This is a genomic window from Mogibacterium neglectum (assembly GCF_030644205.1).
Classification (GTDB): Bacteria; Bacillota; Clostridia; order Peptostreptococcales; family Anaerovoracaceae; genus Mogibacterium; species Mogibacterium neglectum.
On the sequence record NZ_CP128647.1, the window covers coordinates 740025 to 763482 of the forward strand.

Here is a 23458-nt window from a genome sequence, read left to right on the forward strand (position 1 = left end):
AGATGGCAATAAAAAATCAAGATTATATAAAAAATTTAATCAGAGAGTTGATTTCTTTGCCAAGTGAAACAGAATGGGTTGAATTTAAGCATAATAACGATGAACCTCAGATGATAGGTGAGTATATTTCTGCTTTGGGCAATTCTGCAACTTTATGGGGAAGACCTAAAGCATATTTACTCTGGGGTATTGATGATAATACACATAAAATTGTAGGAACTACATTTGATTATAGGGAGAGTAAAAAAGGTTCGGAAGAACTTGAAGCATGGTTATCTCGAATGACAAATCCAAGAATAGACTTCAGATTTTATAAAACAGAAATTGAGGATAAAAATGTAGTATTACTCGAAATTCCATGTGCAGAAAAGCAGCCAATTAAGTTTTCAGGTGAAGAGTATATTAGAATTGGAACAAATAAGAAGAAGTTGAAAGAATATCCTGATAAAGAGAGATCTCTATGGGCAGCTTTTGATACAACTCCGTTTGAATTAAGAAATGCAAAAGATAATATTTCGTTTCATGAGGTGTTAGATGTACTGAATGTAGCGGGATATTATGAAAAGATGGGGTTTGCATTACCACAAAATAACAATAAAATATTGGATGATTTTACTAATGAAAAGTTTATAAAAAGAAATGATTCCGGAAGCTATGATATTACTAATTTAGGAGCATTACTTATTTCAAAAGATTTAAAGAATTTTGAGAGTTTAGCTCATAAATCTATAAGAGTAATTTGGTATAAAGAGAACAATAGACTTGACACGATACGGGAAAAAGTATTTAGTGAAGGTTATGCTATTTCATATGAGAAAATTGTAGATTATGTTTTGACTGTCATTCCACAGGAAGAGATAATTGAAGACTCTATAAGAAAAACTAAGTTGGGTTATCCGGAGATAGCTATTCGTGAGTTAATTGCCAATATCATGATTCATCAAGCTATTGAACAAAAAGGGACAAGTCCTATGGTTGAGTTATTCAAAGATAGGATAGAATTTTCAAATGCAGGTTCGCCATTGGTTTCGATAGACCGCATTGTTGATACAGTTCCGATTTCAAGAAATGAAAATCTTGCAGGATTTATGCACAAATGTGGGATTTGTGAAGAAAGAGGAAGTGGTTTTGATAAGATAGTATATGCGACAAGTAAGAATTCTATGCTTGCTCCTAAAATCGAAAATCAAAGTGATAAATTCACAAAAGTAACTCTCTATTTGAAAGCTCCTTTTGACTTGATTAGTAAAGAAGATAGAATAAGAACTTGTTATATGCAGGCTTGCTTTGTCTATGTCAATGGAGAGAGTATAACGAATAATTCGCTCAGAGAATTATTTGATATAAGTGATAAAGATAAATATAAAGCATCGAGGATAATTAAAGATACATTAGAAGCCAAACTTATTAAGCCAGTTGATGAAAATACAGCTCCGAGATATATGAAGTATATTCCTTTTTGGGCTTGATTTAAGTTGCAGTAAGTTGCAAAATCGTGATTTATGCAGTATGAATGGGGAGATAAAACCTAGTAAAATAAGGATTTTTAGTAAGTCAAAACAGAAAAATTAAGTTGCAGTAAGTTGCAGCACATAGAATTTAAAGGTGATTAGAGTAAAATCTAACCACCTTTTTTGTTTGGAAAAAAGAAGGAGGTAAAAATGCGAATAAATGATTTTCATAACATTTTGGAGCTTGTAAAACAAGATGTGCTTCAAAGTGAAGCAGAATATCTGAAGCTACTAAAGGTTGTCGGAAACAATCAGAGATATGACTTTAGAAGTCAGCTTAGTATCTATGATAGAAATCCTGAGGCGACAGCCTGTGCCAAGTTCGACTATTGGAGGGAACGATTTAACCGTACCGTTATGAGAGGTAAAAAGGGTATCCCAATTTTGGAGGACTACGGCACATACAAGAAGGTGGACTATATCTTTGATATAAGCCAGACGGTTTCAAGAAACAGGGATGTCAATGAGGTCAATCTTTGGAGATTTGATAAGGAAGCTCATAGGGATGTCTTAAAGGAAATGATAAAAAATGAGGGCTATGAGGAAAGTGAAAGCACCTTAGAAAATATCTTTTCTTTAAGCAGGCTTTACGGAGATGAAAAGATAGACAGTCTTATGAACGAGCTTAGAATAGCCGATGAGAATAGAATATCTTTTACAAAGTTTGTGAGAGAATCAGTGAGCTATGCGGTATCTTCAAGGTTTCAGCTTGATTATCCTATGGATAGTGAACTTTTAAGAGAAAATTTTGAAAGACTTGATAGTATATCTCTTATGAGTCTTGGTGAAACCGTATCGGATATTAGCGGAAATATCATTGATGCGACCATTCAGAAAAGTAAAGAGCTTGACAAAGAAGTTTTAAGAGGTAAAGAAGCAGGATATAATAAGATTAGAGAAGAAATTGAGGAGGTAGAAGAAAATGTACTTCGACGAGATGATCAGAAAAGAAATGAAAACGAGCGAGTTCTCCGAAATGGAGAGTACGGACGAGATAATAGAGAAAATCAGGGAGAATACACTAAACAGCTTGGAGGAACAGACGGATTTCATGAAAGAATTCCCGAATCCGATTTACGCAGTGATGAGACTCACTTATCTTTCAGAGAGCGAGGAGCAGAGCCATTTCGAGATGTTAGTGGATCTATACAAGGAGAAGAAGCTGACAGGACACCTGATGGATATTCAAAAACAAGCGATAGACTTTATGAGAGCGGAGAAGCCGAAACTGATGGCAGCTTGGAAGATAGAGGACGAGAACGATCCACAGTATGGGGCGATGATTTCAGCTCTAAAGGAAATGACGATCAAGGAAGTAGTGGAAATTTAAAAGATAATACTGAGGTAGAGATAAGAGAAGCTGATAAGGCTTCTTTTTCTTTACCCGAAAATACTTACGGACAGATGAGGCTTACCATTCCATTAACTCAGAAGGATATAGATGCTGTCCTTATTAACGGAGGAAATCACGATGGAAGTAGACTTCCTGTTATTGCAGAGTTTTCTAAAGGAAAAAGTAATGGAGAATTGGGAGAATACCTCAAAGATACATTTAGAGGCGGAAACGGATTTTACATTGATGAAAGAGAAGTATCTTCCTGGTATTCGGATAAAGGCATTCATTTAGCTTATGGGACTTCAGCAAGAGAAGATGATACGCAAATTTTAAGCTGGAATGATGCAGCAAGTAGGATAAATGAGCTTTTGGAAACCGGAGAGTTTGCCACAAATGTAGAACTTTCTGAATCCCTTGATTATGAAAGAGATAGAATTTCAGAATCCCTATGGTATCTATATCACGATTTAAGCGAAGAAGGAAAAGCACAGGGATATTTTGATTTTATAGAAAGAGGTGGTGGCTTTCCGGAAGAAACGAAAAAATTGTCTGAGGCATTAAAAAATCCTGAGTATCTGAAAGAAACAATCAAAGAATACAGCAGGTTTTTAGCAGGATATAAAGAAAATAGAGATGTACTAAGATTTCACTACCACAAGGTAGATAGCCTTTATCAGAGATTACAGGAACTTGAGCTGCCACGAAAGGAATATAGTACCAATCTGATAGAGCTTCCTAAAGCAAATCCATTTATTGCAGAAGATGAAGTCTTTGCTGCAATTTCAAGAGGAAGCGGAATAGATAAGGGAAAAGAGCGAATCACCAAATTCTTCAAAGAAAACCATACACTTCAAGAAAAAGCTAATTTCCTAAAAGATGAGTATGGCATCGGGGGAAGCTCTCATGCTGTTTCAGGGGCAATGGGAAGTGATGAATGGCACGATGCTAAGGGATTTAAATTACAGAAGAAAGATTGCAGTGATGTTTTTCTTACTTGGTCAAGTGTGGCAAAGCATATTGATGAGCTGCTTTCTAAAAATCTTTATCTTGAGGAAAAAATAGAAGGTAATTCAGAGATAGAAGAAGCAAAAGAACCACAATATTATTCTAAAGATGATCCTGAAAACTTAATGACTGATGAAATGCTTGAAAGAGTGCCTGAGCTTTATGCACAGGAAGATGTCGCTTTAGCAGATAAAGAGGTTCATGCTGCATATATCATTCCGTTTAGAAGTAATTGGACTTGGTATATGACGGAGTATGATAGAGAAAGTGGAGATGCCTTTGGACTTGTACTTGGGATTGAACCTGAATGGGGATATTTCAGTATTGAAGAGTTGAAAGAATTAAATGCCCAGAGGCTTATTTTAGAAGATTTTCCAAAGACCTTTAGAGAACTTAAAAATACAGAGCTTGTCAAGCAGATGGATGAGCAGGAGCTTCAATCGGTATTTAACGGAGAACTTAGTTTTGAAGAAGAAACAGAGCTTGAAGCACCTGAAGAAGTAGAAGAAAGAATAGCTGCAACACCTGTTCAAGGAACGCTATTTGATTACCTCAAAGAAAGAGAAGAAGTAGAGCTTAATGAAGAAAAGGAAAGCCTTACCGATGAATTTACAGTTAAAGAAGATGATACAGTCTATTTCAACCATGAAGAATACACTGTAAGGGAGATTGCTAAAAATCAAATCACAGGAAGAAATGATTTATGGCTTGATCCGGTAAGAAGTGGAAATCGTCAAATCCCGATTATAGCCTTTGAAGATAATGGGGACTTATTAAAGCAGATAAGCCTTGAAAGACCGAATTTTATTGTTGGTGATGAAGTTAAATATAAGGATAAAAACTATACCATCACACGCTTTGATGATATGGGAAATAATCTAAAGACAGTAACGGTTAAGGACAATACCGAATATCTTGGCGGTATGATAACAGGCTCCGATGTAATTCTTTATCGTCTTGAAAGCGACCTTGATAGGCTATTTCAAAATATAACCTATACGAACCCTGAAAAGACTATTGAGGAAGTAGAAATAAAGAAAGCTGATGCTCATAACTTCAAAATCACAGAAGAAACGCTCCCGGAAAAGTTATCTCCAAGTGAGAGACTGAATAGCAACCTTGAAGCAATCTCTATGTTAAATAGAATTGAAAGAGGTGAGAGAGATTTAGATATTAACGCTCAGGAAGTCCTTTCAAAGTATGTCGGTTGGGGCGGACTTGCTGATGTATTCGATGAAGAAAAAGGCGGACAGTGGAAAGAAGCGAGGGTATTCTTAAAAGAAAATCTATCGCAATCTGAATATGAAGCTGCAAGAGAGTCTACCCTAACAGCTTTTTACACACCGAAAACAGTGATTGACAGCGTATATAAGACACTTGCAGGTATGGGATTTAAGAGCGGTAATATCTTAGAGCCAAGTATGGGAGTTGGAAACTTTATCGGTAATCTTCCCGATGAAATGAGTAGGTCAAAGTTTTATGGCGTTGAACTTGACTCAGTAAGCGGTCGTATTGGAAAACTCTTATATCCTGAAAGTGAAGTGCAAATTAAGGGATTTGAAGAAACTACCTTTTCCAATAACTTTTTTGATGCAGTTATCGGTAATGTTCCCTTTGGAGAATATAAGGTAAATGACAGGGATTATAACAAAAATAACTTCCTTATTCACGATTATTTCTTTGCCAAGTCCATTGATAAAGTAAGAAATGGTGGTGTTATCGCCTTTATTACATCAAGTGGCACAATGGATAAAAAGGATGAAAGCGTCAGACGATACATTGCAGCAAGAGCAGAGTTTTTAGGGGCAATCAGACTTCCAAATGATACCTTTAAGGGCGTAGCCGGAACAGAAGTAACCTCAGATATTATATTCCTAAAGAAAAGAGATAGTATCAGAGAAAGAGATGAGGACTGGATTCATCTTGCTGAAGATGAAAACGGGCTTTTATATAACAAATATTTTGTTGATCATCCTGAACAGGTGCTTGGTTCTATGGAAGAAATATCTGGAAGATTTGGGAATACAATAGCTTGCCTGCCGAAAGAAAATACAGACATAAAGGAACTTCTTACAAAAGCAGGCACAGAAATATCAAAGAACGCAAAGTATGAGGAAATAGAACTGCTTGATGATGAAATCAGCACAATGCCTGCAACGGATGATGTTAAGAACTTTTCCTATACCGTTATTGATGATGAAGTGTATTACAGAGAAAACTCTCTTTTTGTAAAGAAGGAAATAGCGGATAAAAACAAGGAAAAGATTAAGGCTTATCTTGAATTAAATGATGCTCTAAAAGATGTAATCTACAAGCAAAAGGAAGATTTTTCTGATGATGAAGTAAGCAAAGCTCAGGAGAGGTTAAATGAAGTCTATGACAGTTTTTCTAAAAAGCACGGGTATATCAATAACCTAAGTAATACCAGAGCCTTAAAAGAAGATAGTAACTTCCCACTTGTTTCCTCAATAGAAATTCTTGATGAAGAAGAAAACTTTAAGGCAAAGGGCGATATTTTCAGTAAGAGAACTATTACAAAGGCAAAGACAATCGACCATGTAGATACTTCCCTTGAAGCTCTTGTCTTATCTATGTCTGAAAAAGGTTATGTGGACTTTGACTATATGGGAAGTCTTACAGGAAAAGACAGACCAACTTTGATAGAAGAATTAAGGGGAGAAATCTACTTAAATATTAGAGAAGAACAAAACTTTTACAGACCGTTATCCTTTAACCCTGAAGATGGGGATTTACCATTTGCCTGTGCAAATGGCAGTAATTCCTATAAATATGGCTATGTAACAAAAGATGAGTACCTATCAGGAAATATCAGAGATAAGATTGCAATTGTTGACAGTTATCTTTCTAAGCTAAGACAAACGGAAAGAGAGCTACCTCATCTTGGCTATGCGGAAGATGGCAAAGAAAAAGAGTTGATAAGCTATGAGATGAACCGTTTGGAATACCAAAAGGCAGAGCTTATAAAAGTTCTCCCAAAGGAGCTTGAAGCAAGTGAAATCAATGTGCGTCTTGGAGCAACTTGGATACCGATTAAGGATATAGAAAAGTTTATCTTTGAAACACTGAAAACTCCGGGCTGGGCAAGATGGGATATTAAGGTTAAATTTTCAAATCTTACAAGTGAATGGAATATTGAGGGAAAAAGCAAAGACAGAGGAAATGACCTTGCAGAGATGACCTACGGTACAAGTAGAGTAAGTGCCTATAAGCTGATTGAAGATGCTCTAAACTTAAAAGAAACAAAGGTATTTGACCAGATTGTAAATCCTGACGGCTCGAAAACTTCTGTACTAAATAAAAAGGAAACTCTCCTTGCAGGACAGAAACAAGAGCTTCTAAAGGAAGAATTTAAGAACTGGATATTTAACGATCAGGAAAGAAGAAACAGGCTTGTAAAGCTATATAATGAGCGTTTTAACTCTATCAGAAATCGTGAGTATGATGGAAGTAAACTATCTTTTGAGGGAATGAATACTAAAATAGATTTAAGACCTCATCAGAGAAATGCTATTGCAAGAAGTTTGTATGGAGGAAATACGCTTCTTGCCCATGTGGTTGGTAGCGGAAAGACCTTTGAAATGGTGGCTTCCGCAATGGAAAGTAAAAGGCTTGGAATGTGCAGTAAATCACTCTTTGTTGTACCGAACCATCTAACAGGTCAAATAGGCAGAGAATTTATGCAGTTATATCCATCGGCAAATATTATGGTGGCAGATAAAAAAGACTTTGAGCCGAAGAACAGAAAGAGATTTATCGGAAGAATTGCCACAGGAGAGTACGATGCGGTAGTAATCGGGCATACGCAGTTTGAAAAAATTCCGATGAGTAAGGAATATCAAGAGAAGCATATTCAGGATCAGATTGATGAAATCATAAATTATGTTGAGGAATATAAGCATGACAGAAATCAGAACTTTACGGTAAAACAGCTTGAAAAGACAAAGAAAAAGTTGGAAACAAGGCTTGAAAAATTAAATGATGATTTTAAGAAAGACGATGTTATTACTTTCGAGGAACTGGGTGTAGATAAGCTATTTGTGGATGAAGCACACAATTACAAAAATCTCTATCTATACACAAAAATGAGGAATGTAGCAGGTATCGGTCAAAGTGAAGCATTTAAGTCCTCCGATATGTTTATGAAGTGTAGATATATGGATGAAATGACGGGTGGAAAAGGTATTGTATTTGCCACAGGAACGCCTGTATCAAATTCCATGACAGAGCTTTATACCATGCAGCGTTATCTTCAGTATGAAAGCCTAAAGAAAAATAATTTGGAGCATTTTGATAGCTGGGCATCTACCTTTGGTGAAACGCAGTCAGCTTTTGAATTATCTCCGGAGGGAACAGGGTACAGAGTTAAGACAAGATTTTCAAAGTTTTACAACCTACCTGAGCTTATGTTTATGTTTAAGGAAGTTGCAGATATTCAAACAGCGGATATGCTTAATCTTCCAACACCTGAGGCGCATTATGAAGTTATTAAGACTTTGCCAAGTGAGGAACAAAAGGAAATCCTAAAGAGCCTATCCGAAAGAGCTGATGATGTTAGAAATAGAGTGGTAGAACCTGATGAAGATAATATGCTGAAGATTACCAATGACGGTAAAAAACTTGCCTTAGATCAGCGTTTAATCAATCCTTTGCTACCCGATAATCCTGACAGTAAGGTCAATGTATGCGTGAAAAATGTGTTTGCCATTTGGGATAAGACAAAAGAAGATAGGTTAACACAGCTTCTATTTTCCGATATGTCTACACCAAAAGGCGATGGGGAGTTTAATATCTATGATGATATTAGAGAAAAACTTTTAGCAATGGGTATACCGAAAGAAGAAATCGCCTTTATCCATGAAGCCAATACTGATAAGCAAAAAGATGAACTCTTTGCAAAGGTAAGAAAAGGAGATGTGAGGATTTTGCTTGGTTCTACTCAGAAGATGGGAGCCGGAACGAATGTGCAAAACAAGCTGATTGCACTTCATGACCTCGATGTCCCTTGGCGTCCTGCCGACTTGGAGCAGCGTGCGGGTAGAATTGTCCGTCAGGGAAATGAAAATAAAGAAGTTAATATCTATCGTTACATTACCGAGAACACCTTTGATGCCTACCTTTGGCAGACCATAGAAAACAAGCAGAAATTCATTTCACAGATTATGACAAGTAAAACACCTGTCAGAGTGGCAGAAGATGTAGATGAAAGCAGTTTAAACTATGCGGAGATTAAAACCCTTGCCACAGGTGATCCTAAGATTAAAGAAAAGATGGATTTGGATAATGAAGTTACAAAACTTAAAATGCTGGAAGCAAACTATAAGTCCAATCGTTACAGATTAGAAGATAAGGTTGCTAAAAACTATCCGGAAGAAATCGCAAGAACCGAAAAACTAATTGAAGCTGTTAAGAAAGATATAGTAAGTGTAGAGCCTAAAGCGGAAGGTGAGGAAAAGTTTACTTCCATTACCATTGCGGGAGAAAAGATTACCGATAAGAAATTAGCCGGAGAAAAGCTGCTTGAAGCTATTTCTAAAGTAAAAATCAATGAAAGCAAGGTTATAGGTAAGTATAGAAACATGGATTTAGAGGTAAGTTACAACTTCTTTACCAATGAGCATAACTTTAGCTTAAATGGTGCTGCAAAGCATTCAGGAGAGCTTGGCACAAGTGCAGACGGTAATATCATAAGACTGGATAATGCCATTGAGAAAATGCCTGAGAAATTAAATAGGCTTGAAGAAAAACTTATCAGCACAAAGGAACAACTGGAAAATGCCAAAGAAGAATTAAAAAAGCCTTTTGAAAAAGTCGATGAGCTGAAAAGTAAGGTATTAAGACTTGCAGAACTGAATAAGCTCCTTGATATGGGAGAAGTGGAAGAAAAGAGAAATGATAATCCGCTTATAGAAGATGTAAAAAGAGCAATCATTGACTTCTGCAACAGAGAGTATGAGGAAAACCATAGTTATGATGAGTTTGACGCTCTATATCCTGATTTAAAGCACATAGGAATTGCTTATACTGATACACCGGATGAAAGACATGGCATACAGTTTGAGTTAGACCTTGAGAATTATACAGCAACTCAATATGTAAATGATGTTGTAGTAAGTCATTATGATTATGTAAAGGAAAATGGAAGTGTTGAAAAGGCTCTTGATGTCATAAAATTTGAAATGGAAAATGGAGAGTTTAATACCTTTGTTTCGGTAGATGAAGAAGAATTAAAGCAAGCAATGGGACTTGAAATTGATGATGAAGGTAACTTCTATGATCCACTTTCTAAAGACCTTGATAATGATGGAATTGCTGACAGATATGACAATGACTTTAAGGACAGCGATTATTTTGAGTCAACCTATGATGTTGAAGATAATTTGCATACCAAAGAGGAAGCCACACAGAAAACGGGTGATAAACCATCTATCTTAGGACAGATAAGAGCCTATCAGGAAGAAAGTAAAACAGAAGAAAAACAAACTGCAAAAGAACAGGAATATGTACGATAAGTGAGGGAAACCTCCCTTTTACCATGAAAGGAGATAAAACATGGATTACAAAACAATGAGAAATCAGATAGAAGATATGGTAAGTGATAATCACAAGGACTTTGTTAAGGCGGTTATCAGCATGGAAAAAGGTATCAACGATGAAAGTGCTTTGGATAAGCTCTATGAGGCTTATATGGACAATGACACCGTTAATTTACTGCATGAGGAATTTGATTACATGATTGAAGATTTAAGAGAACAGGGGCAGATTAAAGATCTTCCTTATGTTCAAGAGGAGAAAGATAATCTTGTCAATATCGTTGGAAATATTGTAGGAAAGATCGATGTAGTTGAAAGAGAAAATAAGAACGGCGAAGCCTTTCAAGTAGTAAACTTCTCTGTGGCATCTAAAGATGATGAGGGCAATAAGGTATATCATAATTGCTCCGCATACGGAGAAAAGGGTGATATTCCAAAAGACTTTAAGCAGGGAGATTTTGTAAAACTCTTTGGACAGATCAGAACTTCCGTTGACGATAACGGCAAGGAACATACTAACATCAGGATACTTTCTTCAAAGCTCTTAAAGGCAAAAGAACAGATGAAAGGTCGAGATGAAAAGAAAGAGTCTGTGCTTGGAGCTATCAAAAAATATCAGGCTGAAGATAAGGAAAAGCCTAAAGAAAAGAAAGAAACATCAAAAGAAGCTGAGAGATAAACTTATGGTCGGTGTGGTCTTGGGACTGCACCGACTCTTTTTTTATTTGCGAAAAAAGGAGATAAAGATTATCTCTCCATCTCCTTACCCATATAAATTCCGTAATTTTTTCGTATCTTATAAAGCTCGTCCATAGTGGATTTTGAGGAAGAATACTCTTGCATAAGGCTATTCTTTTTTTCTTGTAATTTATCAAGCTCAGCTAAAATATCCTTTGAATTTGGGAGCTTGGAATAAGATTTTTTAAGCTCTGAGAGAGCATTTTCATATAGGGTAATCTGAGCTTTGTACTCTTCAAAAAATGCCTTGTCAGACGGATTAGCAGTATATTCCTTGTAGCACGCTCTGTATTTTTTAACGGTATGAACTTGCTCCATAGTGGTGGAAAGCTTCTGCATTTCCTTATCAATAGCCTTGATTTTCTCTTGTATATTTTGCCTTTCATCGGCTGCTTTTTGAATATACTCGTCAAGCTGTTTAACGGATTTAATGCCATGTTCTCTGATATAAATAACAGACTCAGCCATTGTATGAAGGTTATGTTTGGTTGCCCAATATTCGTAGCCTTTGCTTTCCTTTACCTTTGCATTGGTGTTCATGTCAATAACATTGCCGATGCGTTTTTTGACGTCGGGAGTCTTGATAAACTCTCTTTCTGCAATTCGTTCTTTTAATCTTTCCTCGGTATAATCTTCTCCGATTGTTTTAGTCCTTGTAAATCTCGCCTTATCTTTTGGCTTAAAAGCAATGTGCTTACCGTATTTGATTTCATAGCCAAGATCAGCCATCTTCTTTAAAAATTCGTCCCAGTCCTTTGACTGTTTTATTATTCTATCAATGTCAAATTGAAGTTTACTTTTCCAAGAAGTGCCATGCTTTGCCTGTTCGTTTTCATACCAAGATTTACCGTTAATCTTATATTTTTTCTCATAGCTTTCGTAAAACTCGTCAATGACATATAGGCTATTTTCTTTGCAGAGTTTATCACTCTGATAACGGATTTGGTGGTAGCTTTTCTTGTTAGACTGGTAGCACCTACCTGTTACCATATTTACATTATTGAAGATGATGTGATTGTGGATATGCCCCTTATCTACGTGAGTAGATAAGACAAATTCGTACTCATCTTTGAGTATCTTTTTACACAGCTCCATACCAATCTGGTGAGCCAATTCAGGGCTTGTTTCTCCGGGTAAAAAGGATTGAATGAGGTGTCTGGCAAGAACAGTTCCGTTTGTTTCTGAATCATTTCGTGTCCTTAAAAACTGGGTATGAGCAGTTTCTTGATGACATTTATGAGTGCTTACCAAGATTTGCTCATCTGTTTTTTCTTCATTAACAATATATGAAATGGCAAGATTAAGAGTTGATTTTATAGGATGTATTTTTGTGATAGCCATAAGATTTAATCACCTCCTGAAGTTCTGTTAAGAAGCAGAGAATGTATTTGCCACAACTCCTTTGAGAAATATTCTATCTGCTTTTTCATATCATTTATATCGTCCTTATAGATTATGCCGGTAGAATTTACACGCTTTGCAATTTGATTGATGTTGTTTGTAGCATTGGAAAGTAAACCCTGTAAATCTCTAAATGGCTCTAAATCCACTTGATATATTTCCTTTTCTAAAACGCACTTGCGTATGAAGTGGCTCATATTTTTACACTTCGCAAGTTTTCTTTTCTCCTCAAAAAGAGCCTTTTCTTCTTCTGTCAATTTAATTTCAAGTCGTTCATTTCGTATTCTATTTGCCATAGGTAAATCCTCCTTTGAATGTGTTTCGGGGTCTTAGGGTACACCCTAACAAGTTAAAAATTGATAAAAAAAGAAGCAGATCCCAAAGGGCTGCTTCATCAATTTTTTCGTAAGTGTCCGTACACTTACTGTGCTTGCTACATAAGAATGAATTAGATAACAAGCATTAAGCAAGTTTTGAATTTATTATTAAATTATACCATAAGAACGCCATAATTTCCACATGTAACGATAATTTATAGGAGTGGTGATATATTGACTAAAAACTGAAAAAGTGATAATATAATTATTAAAGATAATTAGATTATCAAAAATAAAAAATGAGAGGGGAAAGTTAGATGTCTTATTGCTCTGATATAACAAAAAATAGAATTTTAGAATGTGCTAAAGGGGAATTTTTAAGCAAAGGATTCGAAAATGCACAGGTAGCTGAAATTGCTAAATTAGCAAAAGTAACTACAGGAGCTATTTATCGTCATTTCAAAAATAAGGAAGCATTATTTTTTGCTCTAATTGAAGAGGAATATAATTACACATTAGATGTTGTTTCTGATGTTGAAAAAAGGAGCGAACAAAAAACTATTAGGATAGACTCTGATTTAGTCGATGATGAAGCAATTATAGAAAATTTATTCTTGGAAACAATGCTATTTGTTGATTATATGTATGCACATTTTGATAACTTTAAGCTGATTTTTGCGTGTAGCAAAGGGTCGCAAGTAGAAAACTTTATTGAGGATATTACTGAAAGATATACAGCTAAAAATATGAAGCTTATTCTTTTCAACGCTAAACAAGAGCAAATTATCACAGAGATTAAAGAGTTTGAAGTTCATGTCATTACAAAAGGCTATATTACATCTCTATGCGAGTGTATTCTTCATGATATACCGCATGATAATGTTGGCGAATATATTAGAAGCATTGTTGTTTTTCAATATTATGGTTGGCAAGGCTTAATGAAGAAAAACAACAAATAAATTTTTTCAAAGGGTTAGCAATAACTAATTGATCATCTGTTTGTAGGGGGTGTTTTCTTGAAAAGTAACAATAAAAATGTCATTTCAGAGTTGCTTAAATACGCTGATGGCGAGAAAAAACAATTATACAAATCAATTTTGTTAGCGACCATAGGGGAACTGTTTGGAATGATTCCTTTTTTAGCAATAGCAAAATTGATAGAAAAAATATATCAATCTGAAGTGTCATTTAGAACTATATTGTGTTTAACACTTATAGCTTTGTGTGGACAAGTTTTAAAAGGTATTTTTACTTTATATTCAACAATAATCTCACACAAAGCAACATTTCATATTTTAAAAAATATAAGAAGTTTAGTAGCTGAAAAAATGCTAAGAGTACCTATGGGTGTAATGATAGATACTCCTATAGGTAAATTTAAAAATTTAATTGTAGATACAGTGTCTAAGCTGGAAGATTCAATGGCTCATTTTATGCCGGAGATAACATCAAGTATAGTATCTCCTGTTTTATTTTTGGTTTTGATTTTTGCTTTGGACTATAGGATGGGATTGGCTTCGTTGCTTACAATTCCTTTAGGAATGCTTGGATATATAGGCATGATGAAGGATTATGAGTTTAGAAGCAAAACATATACTACAGCTCAAAATAATATGAATAGTACATTGGTTGAATATGTTAATGGCATTGAGGTCATAAAAGCTTTTAATCATAGTACATCTTCATATGAAAAATTTACGAGTGCAATTCAATTTTTCCATGATAGTACCCTTGCTTGGTGGAAACAAAGCTGGTTATGGTCAGCATTTGTTCAAGCAGTTATGCCGTCAACACTTTTGGGGACTTTGCCAGTTGGTGCATATCTATATATGAATTCTCAAATATCTCTATCAAATTTCATTGTGTGTATTATCTTACCTATCGGCTTTATTGCACATTTAATGAAAATCGGAAAGTATTCGGAGCAATTCAGTATGGTTAAGGCGAGTTTAGATGTAATAGATGAATTTTTATCGACAGAGGAACTTAAAAGACCAAAAGAGAGAGCAGTTCTTGATAATACTCTGTATCGTTTTGTAAATGTTTCATTTGCATATGATAAGGAACTTGTGCTAAAAAATATCAACTTTGAATTAAAACCAAACACAGTAACTGCATTGGTAGGAAGTTCCGGTTCTGGAAAATCTACAATAGCAAAACTTATGGCTGGTTTTTGGGATCCGTCCAAAGGAAGTATCTGTTATGGTGGGAAAAAAATAACTGAAATTCCATTTGAACAGCTAACAAATGAGATAAGCTATGTTGCTCAAGATAATTTTTTATTTAATACAAGCATTAAAGAAAATATAAAAATGGGAAACCCAACTGCAAGTGATGAGGAGGTTATTGAGGTGGCTAAAGCTGCATCTTGCCATGACTTTATTATGGAACTTGAAGATGGATATAACACAAAGGTCGGTGATGCAGGAGGTTCTTTGTCCGGTGGAGAAAGGCAAAGAATTACGATTGCAAGAGCAATGTTAAAACAATCTAAGGTAATAATTTTAGATGAAGCAACTGCATTTGCAGATCCAGAAAATGAATATCTCATTCAAAGTGCAATCAACAATCTTATTAAAGGAAAGACTCTTATAGTGGTTGCTCACAGGCTTTCTACTATTACAAATGCTGATAAAATCCTTGTTATGAAAGATGGGGAAATTGTAGAGAATGGAACTCATGAAAACCTTGTAAAAAAAGATGGAGTATATGCTTCCCTGTGGAAAAATTATGTGGGCGGACAAGATAATGAAAAGGAGGCGATGTAAATGATTAGCATTGTAAAACGAATATTAAAAATATCAGGAAAGTATCAAAAAAATGTAATCCTTGGTCTTATATTTAGTGGATTAAAATCATTTTTCGTTTCTTTGATGTTGTTGGCGGTTTTACTGATTATGATTAATCTTGAACAGTTGAATATGACTATTATTATTCAGGCAACAGCAATTGTAGTTGTGAGTATATTCGGCAGATTCATATTTCAGTATCTTTGCGATAGAAAACTTAGTGCTTCAGGCTACGAGATTTTTAAGGATAAAAGAATTGAAATAGGCGAAAAATTAAAGAAAGCTCCGATGGGATATTTTTCAGAAAAAAACTTAGGGACAATTCAAGCTGTTTTAACGACAACTATTTCCGACTTAGAAGCTATGGCAATGCTTGCGATGAACTTTATTGTTGGTGGGTTTTTCCAAGCTCTAACTATGACAATCATGTTATTAATCTTTTGTTTCCCGGTAGGGATGGTGTCTTTAATTGCGATAATCCTTGGAATAATTGTTCTTAAATTAATCACAAAGAAAACTGAAAAATATTCTCCTATTATGCAAGATTCGCAGGAAATATTAGTTACAGAAGCAATTGAATATATCAGAGGAATTTCAGTGCTTCGTTCATTTAAGAAAGGGACTGATGGAAAAAACAAAGTTGAAAAAGCTTTTATGAGGAAATGCGAAGTTGATATAGAGGTCAATGAAGGTTCAGCTTATTTAATGAAATTATATGAAATGATTTTCAAGGTAGCAAGTTGTGCCTTAGTGTTTGTTGCTACGGTTTTATATATGAATTCACAAATTCCACTTTCATATGCACTGATGTTTATAGTATCTGCCTTTCTGATTTTTTTGGAATTGGAGTTGGTCAGCGATGGAGCTTTTTTAAGTAGGATGCTTGCAACACAACTTAATAGACTGGAATATATTTCGGATATACCTTCACTTGATGAGGGCGGAAAAGAAATTTCTTTGAACTCCTATGACATTGATTTGAAAGATGTTTGTTTCGGCTATGGAGAAAGGGAGATTTTGAATAATATAAACTTGCAAATAAAGTCTAATAGCAGTTTAGCCATTGTGGGTGCTTCAGGTTCCGGGAAAACAACGCTATGTAATCTGATAGCAAGATTTTGGGATGTAAAAAAAGGTGAAGTTCTTATTGGTGGACATAATGTTAAGGATTTTACTTCTGAAAGCCTTTTAAAAAATATCAGTATGGTATTTCAGAAGGTGTATTTGTTTAATGACACGATTGAAAACAATATAAAATTTGGAAATCCAAACGCAACACATGATGAGGTGGTGGAGGCTTGCAAGAAAGCTTGTTGCCACGATTTTATAACAAGCCTTAGTGATGGATACGACACTGTTGTTGGTGAGGGTGGTTCAACTCTGTCGGGAGGAGAAAAACAAAGAATATCTATTGCAAGAGCTATTTTGAAAGATGCACCAATTATTATTCTTGATGAAGCAACTTCAAGTGTAGATCCTGAAAACGAGCATATGTTAATTAGTGCAATTAAGGAATTAACAAAAAATAAAACACTTATTAGTATTGCACATAGACTATCTACAGTAAGAGAAGCAGATCAAATTATTGTCATTGATAAAGGGAAAATTGTGCAACGAGGCAATCATAAGGAACTAATTGGTCAAGATGGAGTATATAAACATTTCATTGAAATTAAAAAACAATCTATTGGTTGGCAAATATAGGTGATGAAATGGGAGATGTAGTTATTGATTTTGACAATGTAAGTTTCAGTTATGGAACACAAACAGAAGGGAGTCTCAGAAATATAAATTTCAAAGTTAAAGAAGGAGAATTTATTTTGCTTACTGGTCAGTCTGGTTCAGGGAAAACAACTGTTACAAGATTGATAAACGGCTTAATTCCACATTTCTTTGAAGGGGTTTTAACTGGAACTGTGAAAGTGTTAGGAAGTGATATAAAAACTATTACTCCCGGAGAAATGGGGAAAAATATTGCTTCTATATTTCAAAATCCACGAAGTCAATTTTTTGCAACGAATAGTACCAAGGAAGTGGCATTTGCTCTTGAAAATTATGGAATAGATAGAGATGAAATGATAGATAGAGTGAATTGTGCATTTCACGATTTAGAAGCTGAAAATCTTATGGATAGGGATATGTTTTCTTTATCTAGTGGTGAAAAACAGAAGATAGCGATTATAGCTGCAAAAACTTTGAATCCCAAGATTTATGTTTTTGACGAGCCATCTGCAAATTTAGATATTCATTCAATTATTAAATTGAAAAAAATTATGGAGTGGTTAAAGAAACAGGGACATACAGTAATTGTTTCAGAGCATAGATTGTTCTATTTAAAAAATTTAGTAGATAAATGCCTAATAATGAAAGATGGAAAAATTGATAGAGAATTAAAGAAAAATGATATTGATAACTTGAATGATTCAGATATTAGAGCGTATAAACTTCGAACATTTAAGTTAAGTAATATTAAATATGAACTAAAGGATAATCTTATTGTTAACAAGCAAAATGCAGATTTTAAAGTGGAAAATTTATCTTTTTCCTATGATGTCAATCATTCTGTTTTGAGTAATTGTAATTTAGAAGGGAATTTTGGTGAAACAGTAGCTATAGTTGGACACAATGGAAACGGCAAAACGACATTAGGTAAAATAATGTCAGGATTACTAAAAGCAAGAAGTGGACAATTTTTTATTGAAGGTAAATATACAAAGCAAAAGAACTTATATAAAAGTGTATATTTTGTAATGCAAGATGCAGATTATCAATTGTACTCCGATTCTGTTGTTTCTGAGTTAATGCTCAGTTCTATGAATAGTATTAAGCAAAATGATGAAAAAATAGAAAATGCGATAACTTTATTGAATATTTCATCATTCAGAAATAGACATCCGCAAAGCTTATCAGGAGGGCAAAAGCAGCGAGTTACTATTGCAGCTGCAATAGCTTCAAACAAAAAAATTCTGATTTTTGATGAGCCAACCAGTGGACTTGATTATGAAAATATGAAAGTCGTATCTGAAGCAATTAATACTCTTCGTAAAAAAGGAATACTGATTTTTGTTATTTCTCATGATTTAGAATTTTTAAGTAGAGTAGCAACTAAAGCAGTTTTTATAGAAAATAATACTGTTAGCAAAAGGATAAATTTAAAGAAAAGTGATGGGTTTGAAACAATAAAAAGATTTTTACTACAGAGTGAGGGATATGAAGAATGAGCAAATCTTGTAAACAAAATGGAATAAGATATGATCCAAGAATTAAGTTGTTACAAGTTTTAATTATAGGGGTTTTAGTATTTACTTTGACTGGTAAAAAGTATGAAGTTCTACTTTTTTTGTCAGTATTTGCATATGGAATGATAAGCGGCATATACAAAACTTGTTTTAAATTTTTAGCTTTATATATAGTGTTGTTTATGGTAGCGGAAATAAGTCCATTATTTATTTCAACTACAATACACTATTTTTTCCTATGTTTTATAACATTGACTCTTGCAGCTATAAATATGATTAGAACAAGTGAAATATCTGAAGTATTAGCTTCCTTGCAAAATATGAAAATTCCATATTATATAAACATTCCACTAGCTGTTATATTAAGGTTTTTTCCTACTCTAAAACAGGATATTACTTGTATAAAGCAGGGAATTAAGACTAGAGGGATTGATATTTCTTTCCTTGGATTTTTAAAACATCCTTTTAAAGTTTATGAAATGATGTTGATTCCTATGTTAATGCGAATGTTATGTACTGCAACTGAGTTGTCGGCATCTGTTGAGACACGAGGACTTGGAGTTTCGTGTAAAAAAACTAGTTATACAGAAGTCAAATTTCGTATGCTTGATATGTTATTGCTAGTAATAATGATGGTATTTTATCTAGCTATCATCATTATGAAAATAAAAAATATTTAAAAACAAGGAGAATAATTATGGAAGAAAAAAAGAATTTTCAAATTAAAGATTTAATTATTACAGCACTAATGGTGTTATGCTCACAGGTTTTATATAGAGTGTTATCTTTTCTGTTCATATCGCCATACACAATGCTATTAGTAGTTCCGATATGGTCAATTATTGGAGCAATTGCCTATTTCTTAGTACCGGTAAAAACAAAAAATCCATGGATGATTTTATTATTTTGTGTACTTACAAGCATTATAGGTTTTTATCCACCATATATCATTAGTTGTATATTTGCCGGGATTATAGCTATGTTGATTGCAAGAACAAAAGGGGTTGGCAATTATAAAGGATTAACAATTGGATATATGATATTTTGTGTTCTCGCCGGCTTTGGTGGAATGTATGTACCATTTCTTTTTTATGCAGATCAAACACTTAAATCTTATGAAAAAATGTTTGGGAGCGAATATTTAGGTACATTAACTAAAATTGTTTCTCCTATGACTACAGCAATAATGCTTATTGTAATAGCCATTTGCGGATTGATTGGAGCAGTAATTTCTAAGAAACTATTGAAGAAACATTTTGAAAAAGCAGGAATGATTTAATCAATCTTTATTTGTGAGGGGAAAAAATGGATTAAATAATGGAGGTAATTGCTATGTATTATTTAGGGTCTGTTATTCATATAGAAAAAAACGATAGACCTTTTTGATACTGGTAATTACCATAAAAAATCAAATTTAAAATATAAGGAAAGAGCAAGTTTCTTTCATTTTAGAGGACTTATTATGCCTATGTGCAGAAGTCCTCCTTTTTTGTCTAAAAACGCAGACAAAAAAGAAATGGAGGAAATAAAATGTCAAAAGAATATTACCTTTATGTCAACGGACAAAGGGTTAAAGTCAGTGAGCAGATATATAAAGTCTACTGGCGAGAAAAAGAACACGAAAAATATTTAGAGCAGGTGGACAAGAAAAACCACTTGCTCTTTTTTTCATCATTGGATCATGACGGACATTTTGCAGATAGCATTATTGATGAAAGCGTTGATGTAGAAAAGATTGTGGAAACACAGATGATGATTGAAGCAGTCAGAAATGCTATATCAAGGCTCAATGCAGAAGAAAGAGATATTATTGAACGCTTATATTTCAATGATGAAACAGTTCGTTCAGTGGCAAAGCTCAAAAGTATTACACATCCAGCTTTAATCAAAAGAAGAAACAAAATTCTTGAAAAGCTGAAAAAGATTATCGAAGAACTTTAAAACTTCGGTAACCAAAGGGGTCAAATTTTCCTTATGTAAAGTGAAGGGGAGTTTGACCTCCTTTACTTTCTTGGGTAAGAGATACGCCTGCTTATGGCAAATAGGAAAATGTAGAGAAAACAATCCCTTTCAAATATTGCTCTTTGACAACTGAATAGACCAAGGTAGGACTTTATCTGCTTGTGGAGAATTATGACTTACGCCATGACCTTTCTGCTGAAAGCAATTTCGGTTTTATGAATACTGGGTTAGCCAAGGATACAAGAAAGTGAGCGATAAATAAGAATACATAAAAAACAGAGGTGGCAATCTGTTCGATGATACAAGTAGTGACAATGATACTTCAATAGTTTAAGCTGCCTCGTCTGGAATAAGGGGCAGAGGTGAGATTCCTATGTAGCAGCCAATGCACCTACCAATGTCATAAAACTTAGTAAGAAAAATAATATGTGATTATAAAGAATTTAAATAGGAGGAGGTGTATTAGTGGATAATGACTGGAATGGATTGGCTGATTTGATAGCAAATCTGATTACAAAATATGCTGGAGTTTTAGATTTAGATAATCTTCCAAATCCAACTCCAGTAAAAAATACAGAAGGTAAAAATAAATTTGACATGGCAAAAACACAGATTGAGAAAAAGCAATAAAAGTGATATAATATACTTGATATATAAGTCCAAACTATAATTGGTAAAAATATAAAGATATAGAAAAAGGATATTGAGGTTAATGCTATGTCAAAAGAAAAAATAAAAGTATACCTCTATACAAGAGTATCTACATCAATACAGATAGACGGTTATTCTTTAGAGGCACAAAAATCAAGAATGAAAGCTTTCGCTCTTTATAATGATTATGAAATTGTTGGAGAATACGAAGATGCAGGAAAGTCTGGAAAATCTATTGAGGGAAGAATACAGTTTACTCGCATGATGGAAGATATAAAATCCGGAAAGGATGGAGTATCTTTTGTTCTTGTGTTTAAGCTGTCAAGATTTGCAAGAAATGCTGCTGATGTTTTATCAACTCTACAAACAATGCAAGATTTTGGAGTCAATTTGATTTGTGTTGAGGATGGGATTGATTCATCTAAAGATGCAGGTAAATTGATGATTTCAGTTTTATCAGCTGTGGCTGAAATTGAAAGGGAAAATATTCGTGTTCAAACGATGGAAGGGCGTATTCAAAAGGCAAGAGAAGGCAAATGGAATGGAGGGTTTGCTCCTTACGGTTATCAATTGATTGATGGGAAATTGATAATCAATGAGGAAGAAGCAGTTGCGATACGAACTATTTTTGATCAGTATGTAAATACAACAATTGGAGCCAATGGACTTTCTAAATACTTAGAAAATCATGGTATAAGAAAAATTCCAAGACAAAATGGGAAAAATCCATTATTTGATGCGGGTCTTATAAGAAAGATATTAAAGAATCCAGTATATAACGGGAAGATAGCCTTTGGAAGAAGAACTTTAGAAAAAGTTCATGGTACAAGAAATGAATATAAGCAAGTTGAACAAGATGAATATTTAATAGCTGAAGGTATTCATGAAGCAATAATTTCTGATGAGTTGTGGCAGGCTGCTCAGGTTAAGTTAAAATCTCAAGCAAAGAAATATGAGCATGTGAATAAGGGAAAAGATGTTAGAACTCATTTGTTATCAGGAATTGTAAAATGCCCGATATGTGGAGTGGGAATGTTTGGAAACAAGTGTATCAAGAAAAAGAAAGATGGTACAAAGTATAAAGATTTTTATTATTATGGTTGTAAACATAGGCAGATGATAAGAGGTCATAAGTGTACTTTCAGTAAGCAGATCAGAGAAGAATTGTTAGATGATGCAGTTGCTGAGGTAATTATAAAGATAGTAAGCAATCCCAAATTTGCTTCTATGATGCAAGAAAAAATTAACATGAAGGTAGATACCTCTGAAATAGAAAAAGAGATAGATAATTACCAGAAAGAATTGAGGAAGAGCCATTCTACGAAATTTAAGCTAATTGAGGAAATAGATAATTTAGATGCTGATGATAAGCACTACAAACGAAGAAAACAGGACTTAGACGATAGACTTTATCGTATGTATGATAAGATTGAAGACTTAGAATCATCGTTAATTGATGCGAAAGCAAAGAAACAAACTATTGAAGCTGAGAAACTTACAGGAGATAACATATATAAGATTTTGATCTATTTTGATAAACTTTACAAGGTAATGAATGATGTAGAGCGTAGACAGTTAATTACAGCTTTGATTTCTGAAATTCAAATTTACGAAGAAAAGCAACCGAATGGGCAATGGCTAAAATCAATTACTTTTAAACTTCCTATCATCGATGAAGATTTAAATATAGGTTTGGACAATAATGAGCAAGTTGAAGCCGTAACACTACTCACAAGAACTGATAGTTATTGTGAGTAGATGTACGTCTCACGCAAGGCACGCCAAAGAAAACGAGCGAAGTGAAGTTTGATTTGTAGCGGGCTACTGCGGAGGCATAATAAAAAAACTAGTATCAGAAATGCAAACTAAAAGCTGGTACTGCCCACGCGACAGCTGTCCAAGAGCAAGGAGCGAGGCGACGTTGCGATTGGAGACAGCGAACTGCTGAAGCCGTAACA

Annotated in this window: 14 protein-coding genes; 12 read left to right on the top strand and 2 right to left on the bottom strand. The window is 34.3% G+C overall.

The annotated features are described in order from the left end of the window. Positions 1-2 precede the first annotated feature (2 nt). The 3 genes from QU661_RS03440 to QU661_RS03450 all read left to right on the top strand — a co-directional run bounded on the left by QU661_RS03440 (position 3) and on the right by QU661_RS03450 (position 11082). Positions 3-1469 carry an RNA-binding domain-containing protein gene (locus QU661_RS03440; protein WP_304990326.1) on the top strand — a complete coding sequence of 489 codons (1467 nt, stop codon included), beginning with the start codon at positions 3-5 and terminating at the stop codon, positions 1467-1469. A gap of 192 nt (positions 1470-1661) precedes the next feature. Further along, complete coding sequence (locus QU661_RS03445; protein WP_304990327.1) at positions 1662-10382, top strand: helicase-related protein; 8721 nt, start codon at positions 1662-1664, stop codon at positions 10380-10382. Between the two features lie 40 nt (positions 10383-10422). Then, positions 10423-11082 carry a single-stranded DNA-binding protein gene (locus QU661_RS03450; RefSeq protein ID WP_003042425.1) on the top strand — a complete coding sequence of 220 codons (660 nt, stop codon included), beginning with the start codon at positions 10423-10425 and terminating at the stop codon, positions 11080-11082. Positions 11083-11150: 68 nt separating this feature from the next. Here QU661_RS03450 and QU661_RS03455 read toward each other — a convergent pair whose 3' ends face one another. Continuing rightward, on the bottom strand, positions 11151-12482 hold the full coding sequence (locus QU661_RS03455) for a relaxase/mobilization nuclease domain-containing protein (RefSeq protein WP_304990328.1): 1332 nt from the start codon (positions 12480-12482) through the stop codon (positions 11151-11153). Between the two features lie 5 nt (positions 12483-12487). Continuing rightward, entirely contained in the window at positions 12488-12838 is a 351-nt protein-coding gene (locus QU661_RS03460; protein ID WP_002846228.1) for a plasmid mobilization protein, read from the bottom strand. Positions 12839-13176: 338 nt separating this feature from the next. On the opposite strand from QU661_RS03460, the gene QU661_RS03465 reads away from it, so the two are divergent. The 9 genes from QU661_RS03465 to QU661_RS03505 all read left to right on the top strand — a co-directional run bounded on the left by QU661_RS03465 (position 13177) and on the right by QU661_RS03505 (position 23258). Further along, the gene (locus QU661_RS03465; RefSeq protein ID WP_000119423.1) at positions 13177-13818 is read left to right on the top strand and encodes a TetR/AcrR family transcriptional regulator; all 642 of its coding nucleotides are present in this window, start codon (positions 13177-13179) and stop codon (positions 13816-13818) included. A 57-nt stretch (positions 13819-13875) separates the two neighbouring features. Continuing rightward, positions 13876-15627: an ABC transporter ATP-binding protein gene (locus QU661_RS03470; RefSeq protein WP_304990329.1), complete on the top strand. Its 1752-nt coding sequence runs from the start codon at positions 13876-13878 to the stop codon at positions 15625-15627. Next, positions 15628-17352: an ABC transporter ATP-binding protein gene (locus QU661_RS03475; protein WP_304990330.1), complete on the top strand. Its 1725-nt coding sequence runs from the start codon at positions 15628-15630 to the stop codon at positions 17350-17352. Positions 17353-17360: 8 nt separating this feature from the next. Then, a complete protein-coding gene (locus QU661_RS03480; protein WP_304990331.1) occupies positions 17361-18869 on the top strand; it encodes an ABC transporter ATP-binding protein in 1509 nt (502 codons plus the stop codon). Further along, on the top strand, positions 18866-19567 hold the full coding sequence (locus tag QU661_RS03485) for an energy-coupling factor transporter transmembrane component T family protein (protein WP_004634149.1): 702 nt from the start codon (positions 18866-18868) through the stop codon (positions 19565-19567). Before QU661_RS03480 ends, QU661_RS03485 begins: the two co-directional genes overlap by 4 nt. A gap of 17 nt (positions 19568-19584) precedes the next feature. Further along, complete coding sequence (locus tag QU661_RS03490; RefSeq protein WP_304990333.1) at positions 19585-20166, top strand: MptD family putative ECF transporter S component; 582 nt, start codon at positions 19585-19587, stop codon at positions 20164-20166. A gap of 251 nt (positions 20167-20417) precedes the next feature. Further along, entirely contained in the window at positions 20418-20828 is a 411-nt protein-coding gene (locus QU661_RS03495) for a sigma-70 RNA polymerase sigma factor region 4 domain-containing protein (protein WP_000032596.1), read from the top strand. Between the two features lie 486 nt (positions 20829-21314). After that, positions 21315-21479 (top strand): hypothetical protein, encoded by a 165-nt coding sequence (locus tag QU661_RS03500; protein ID WP_000368179.1) that lies wholly within the window; start codon positions 21315-21317, stop codon positions 21477-21479. A gap of 87 nt (positions 21480-21566) precedes the next feature. Next, entirely contained in the window at positions 21567-23258 is a 1692-nt protein-coding gene (locus tag QU661_RS03505) for a recombinase family protein (protein WP_304990334.1), read from the top strand. Positions 23259-23458 lie beyond the last annotated feature (200 nt).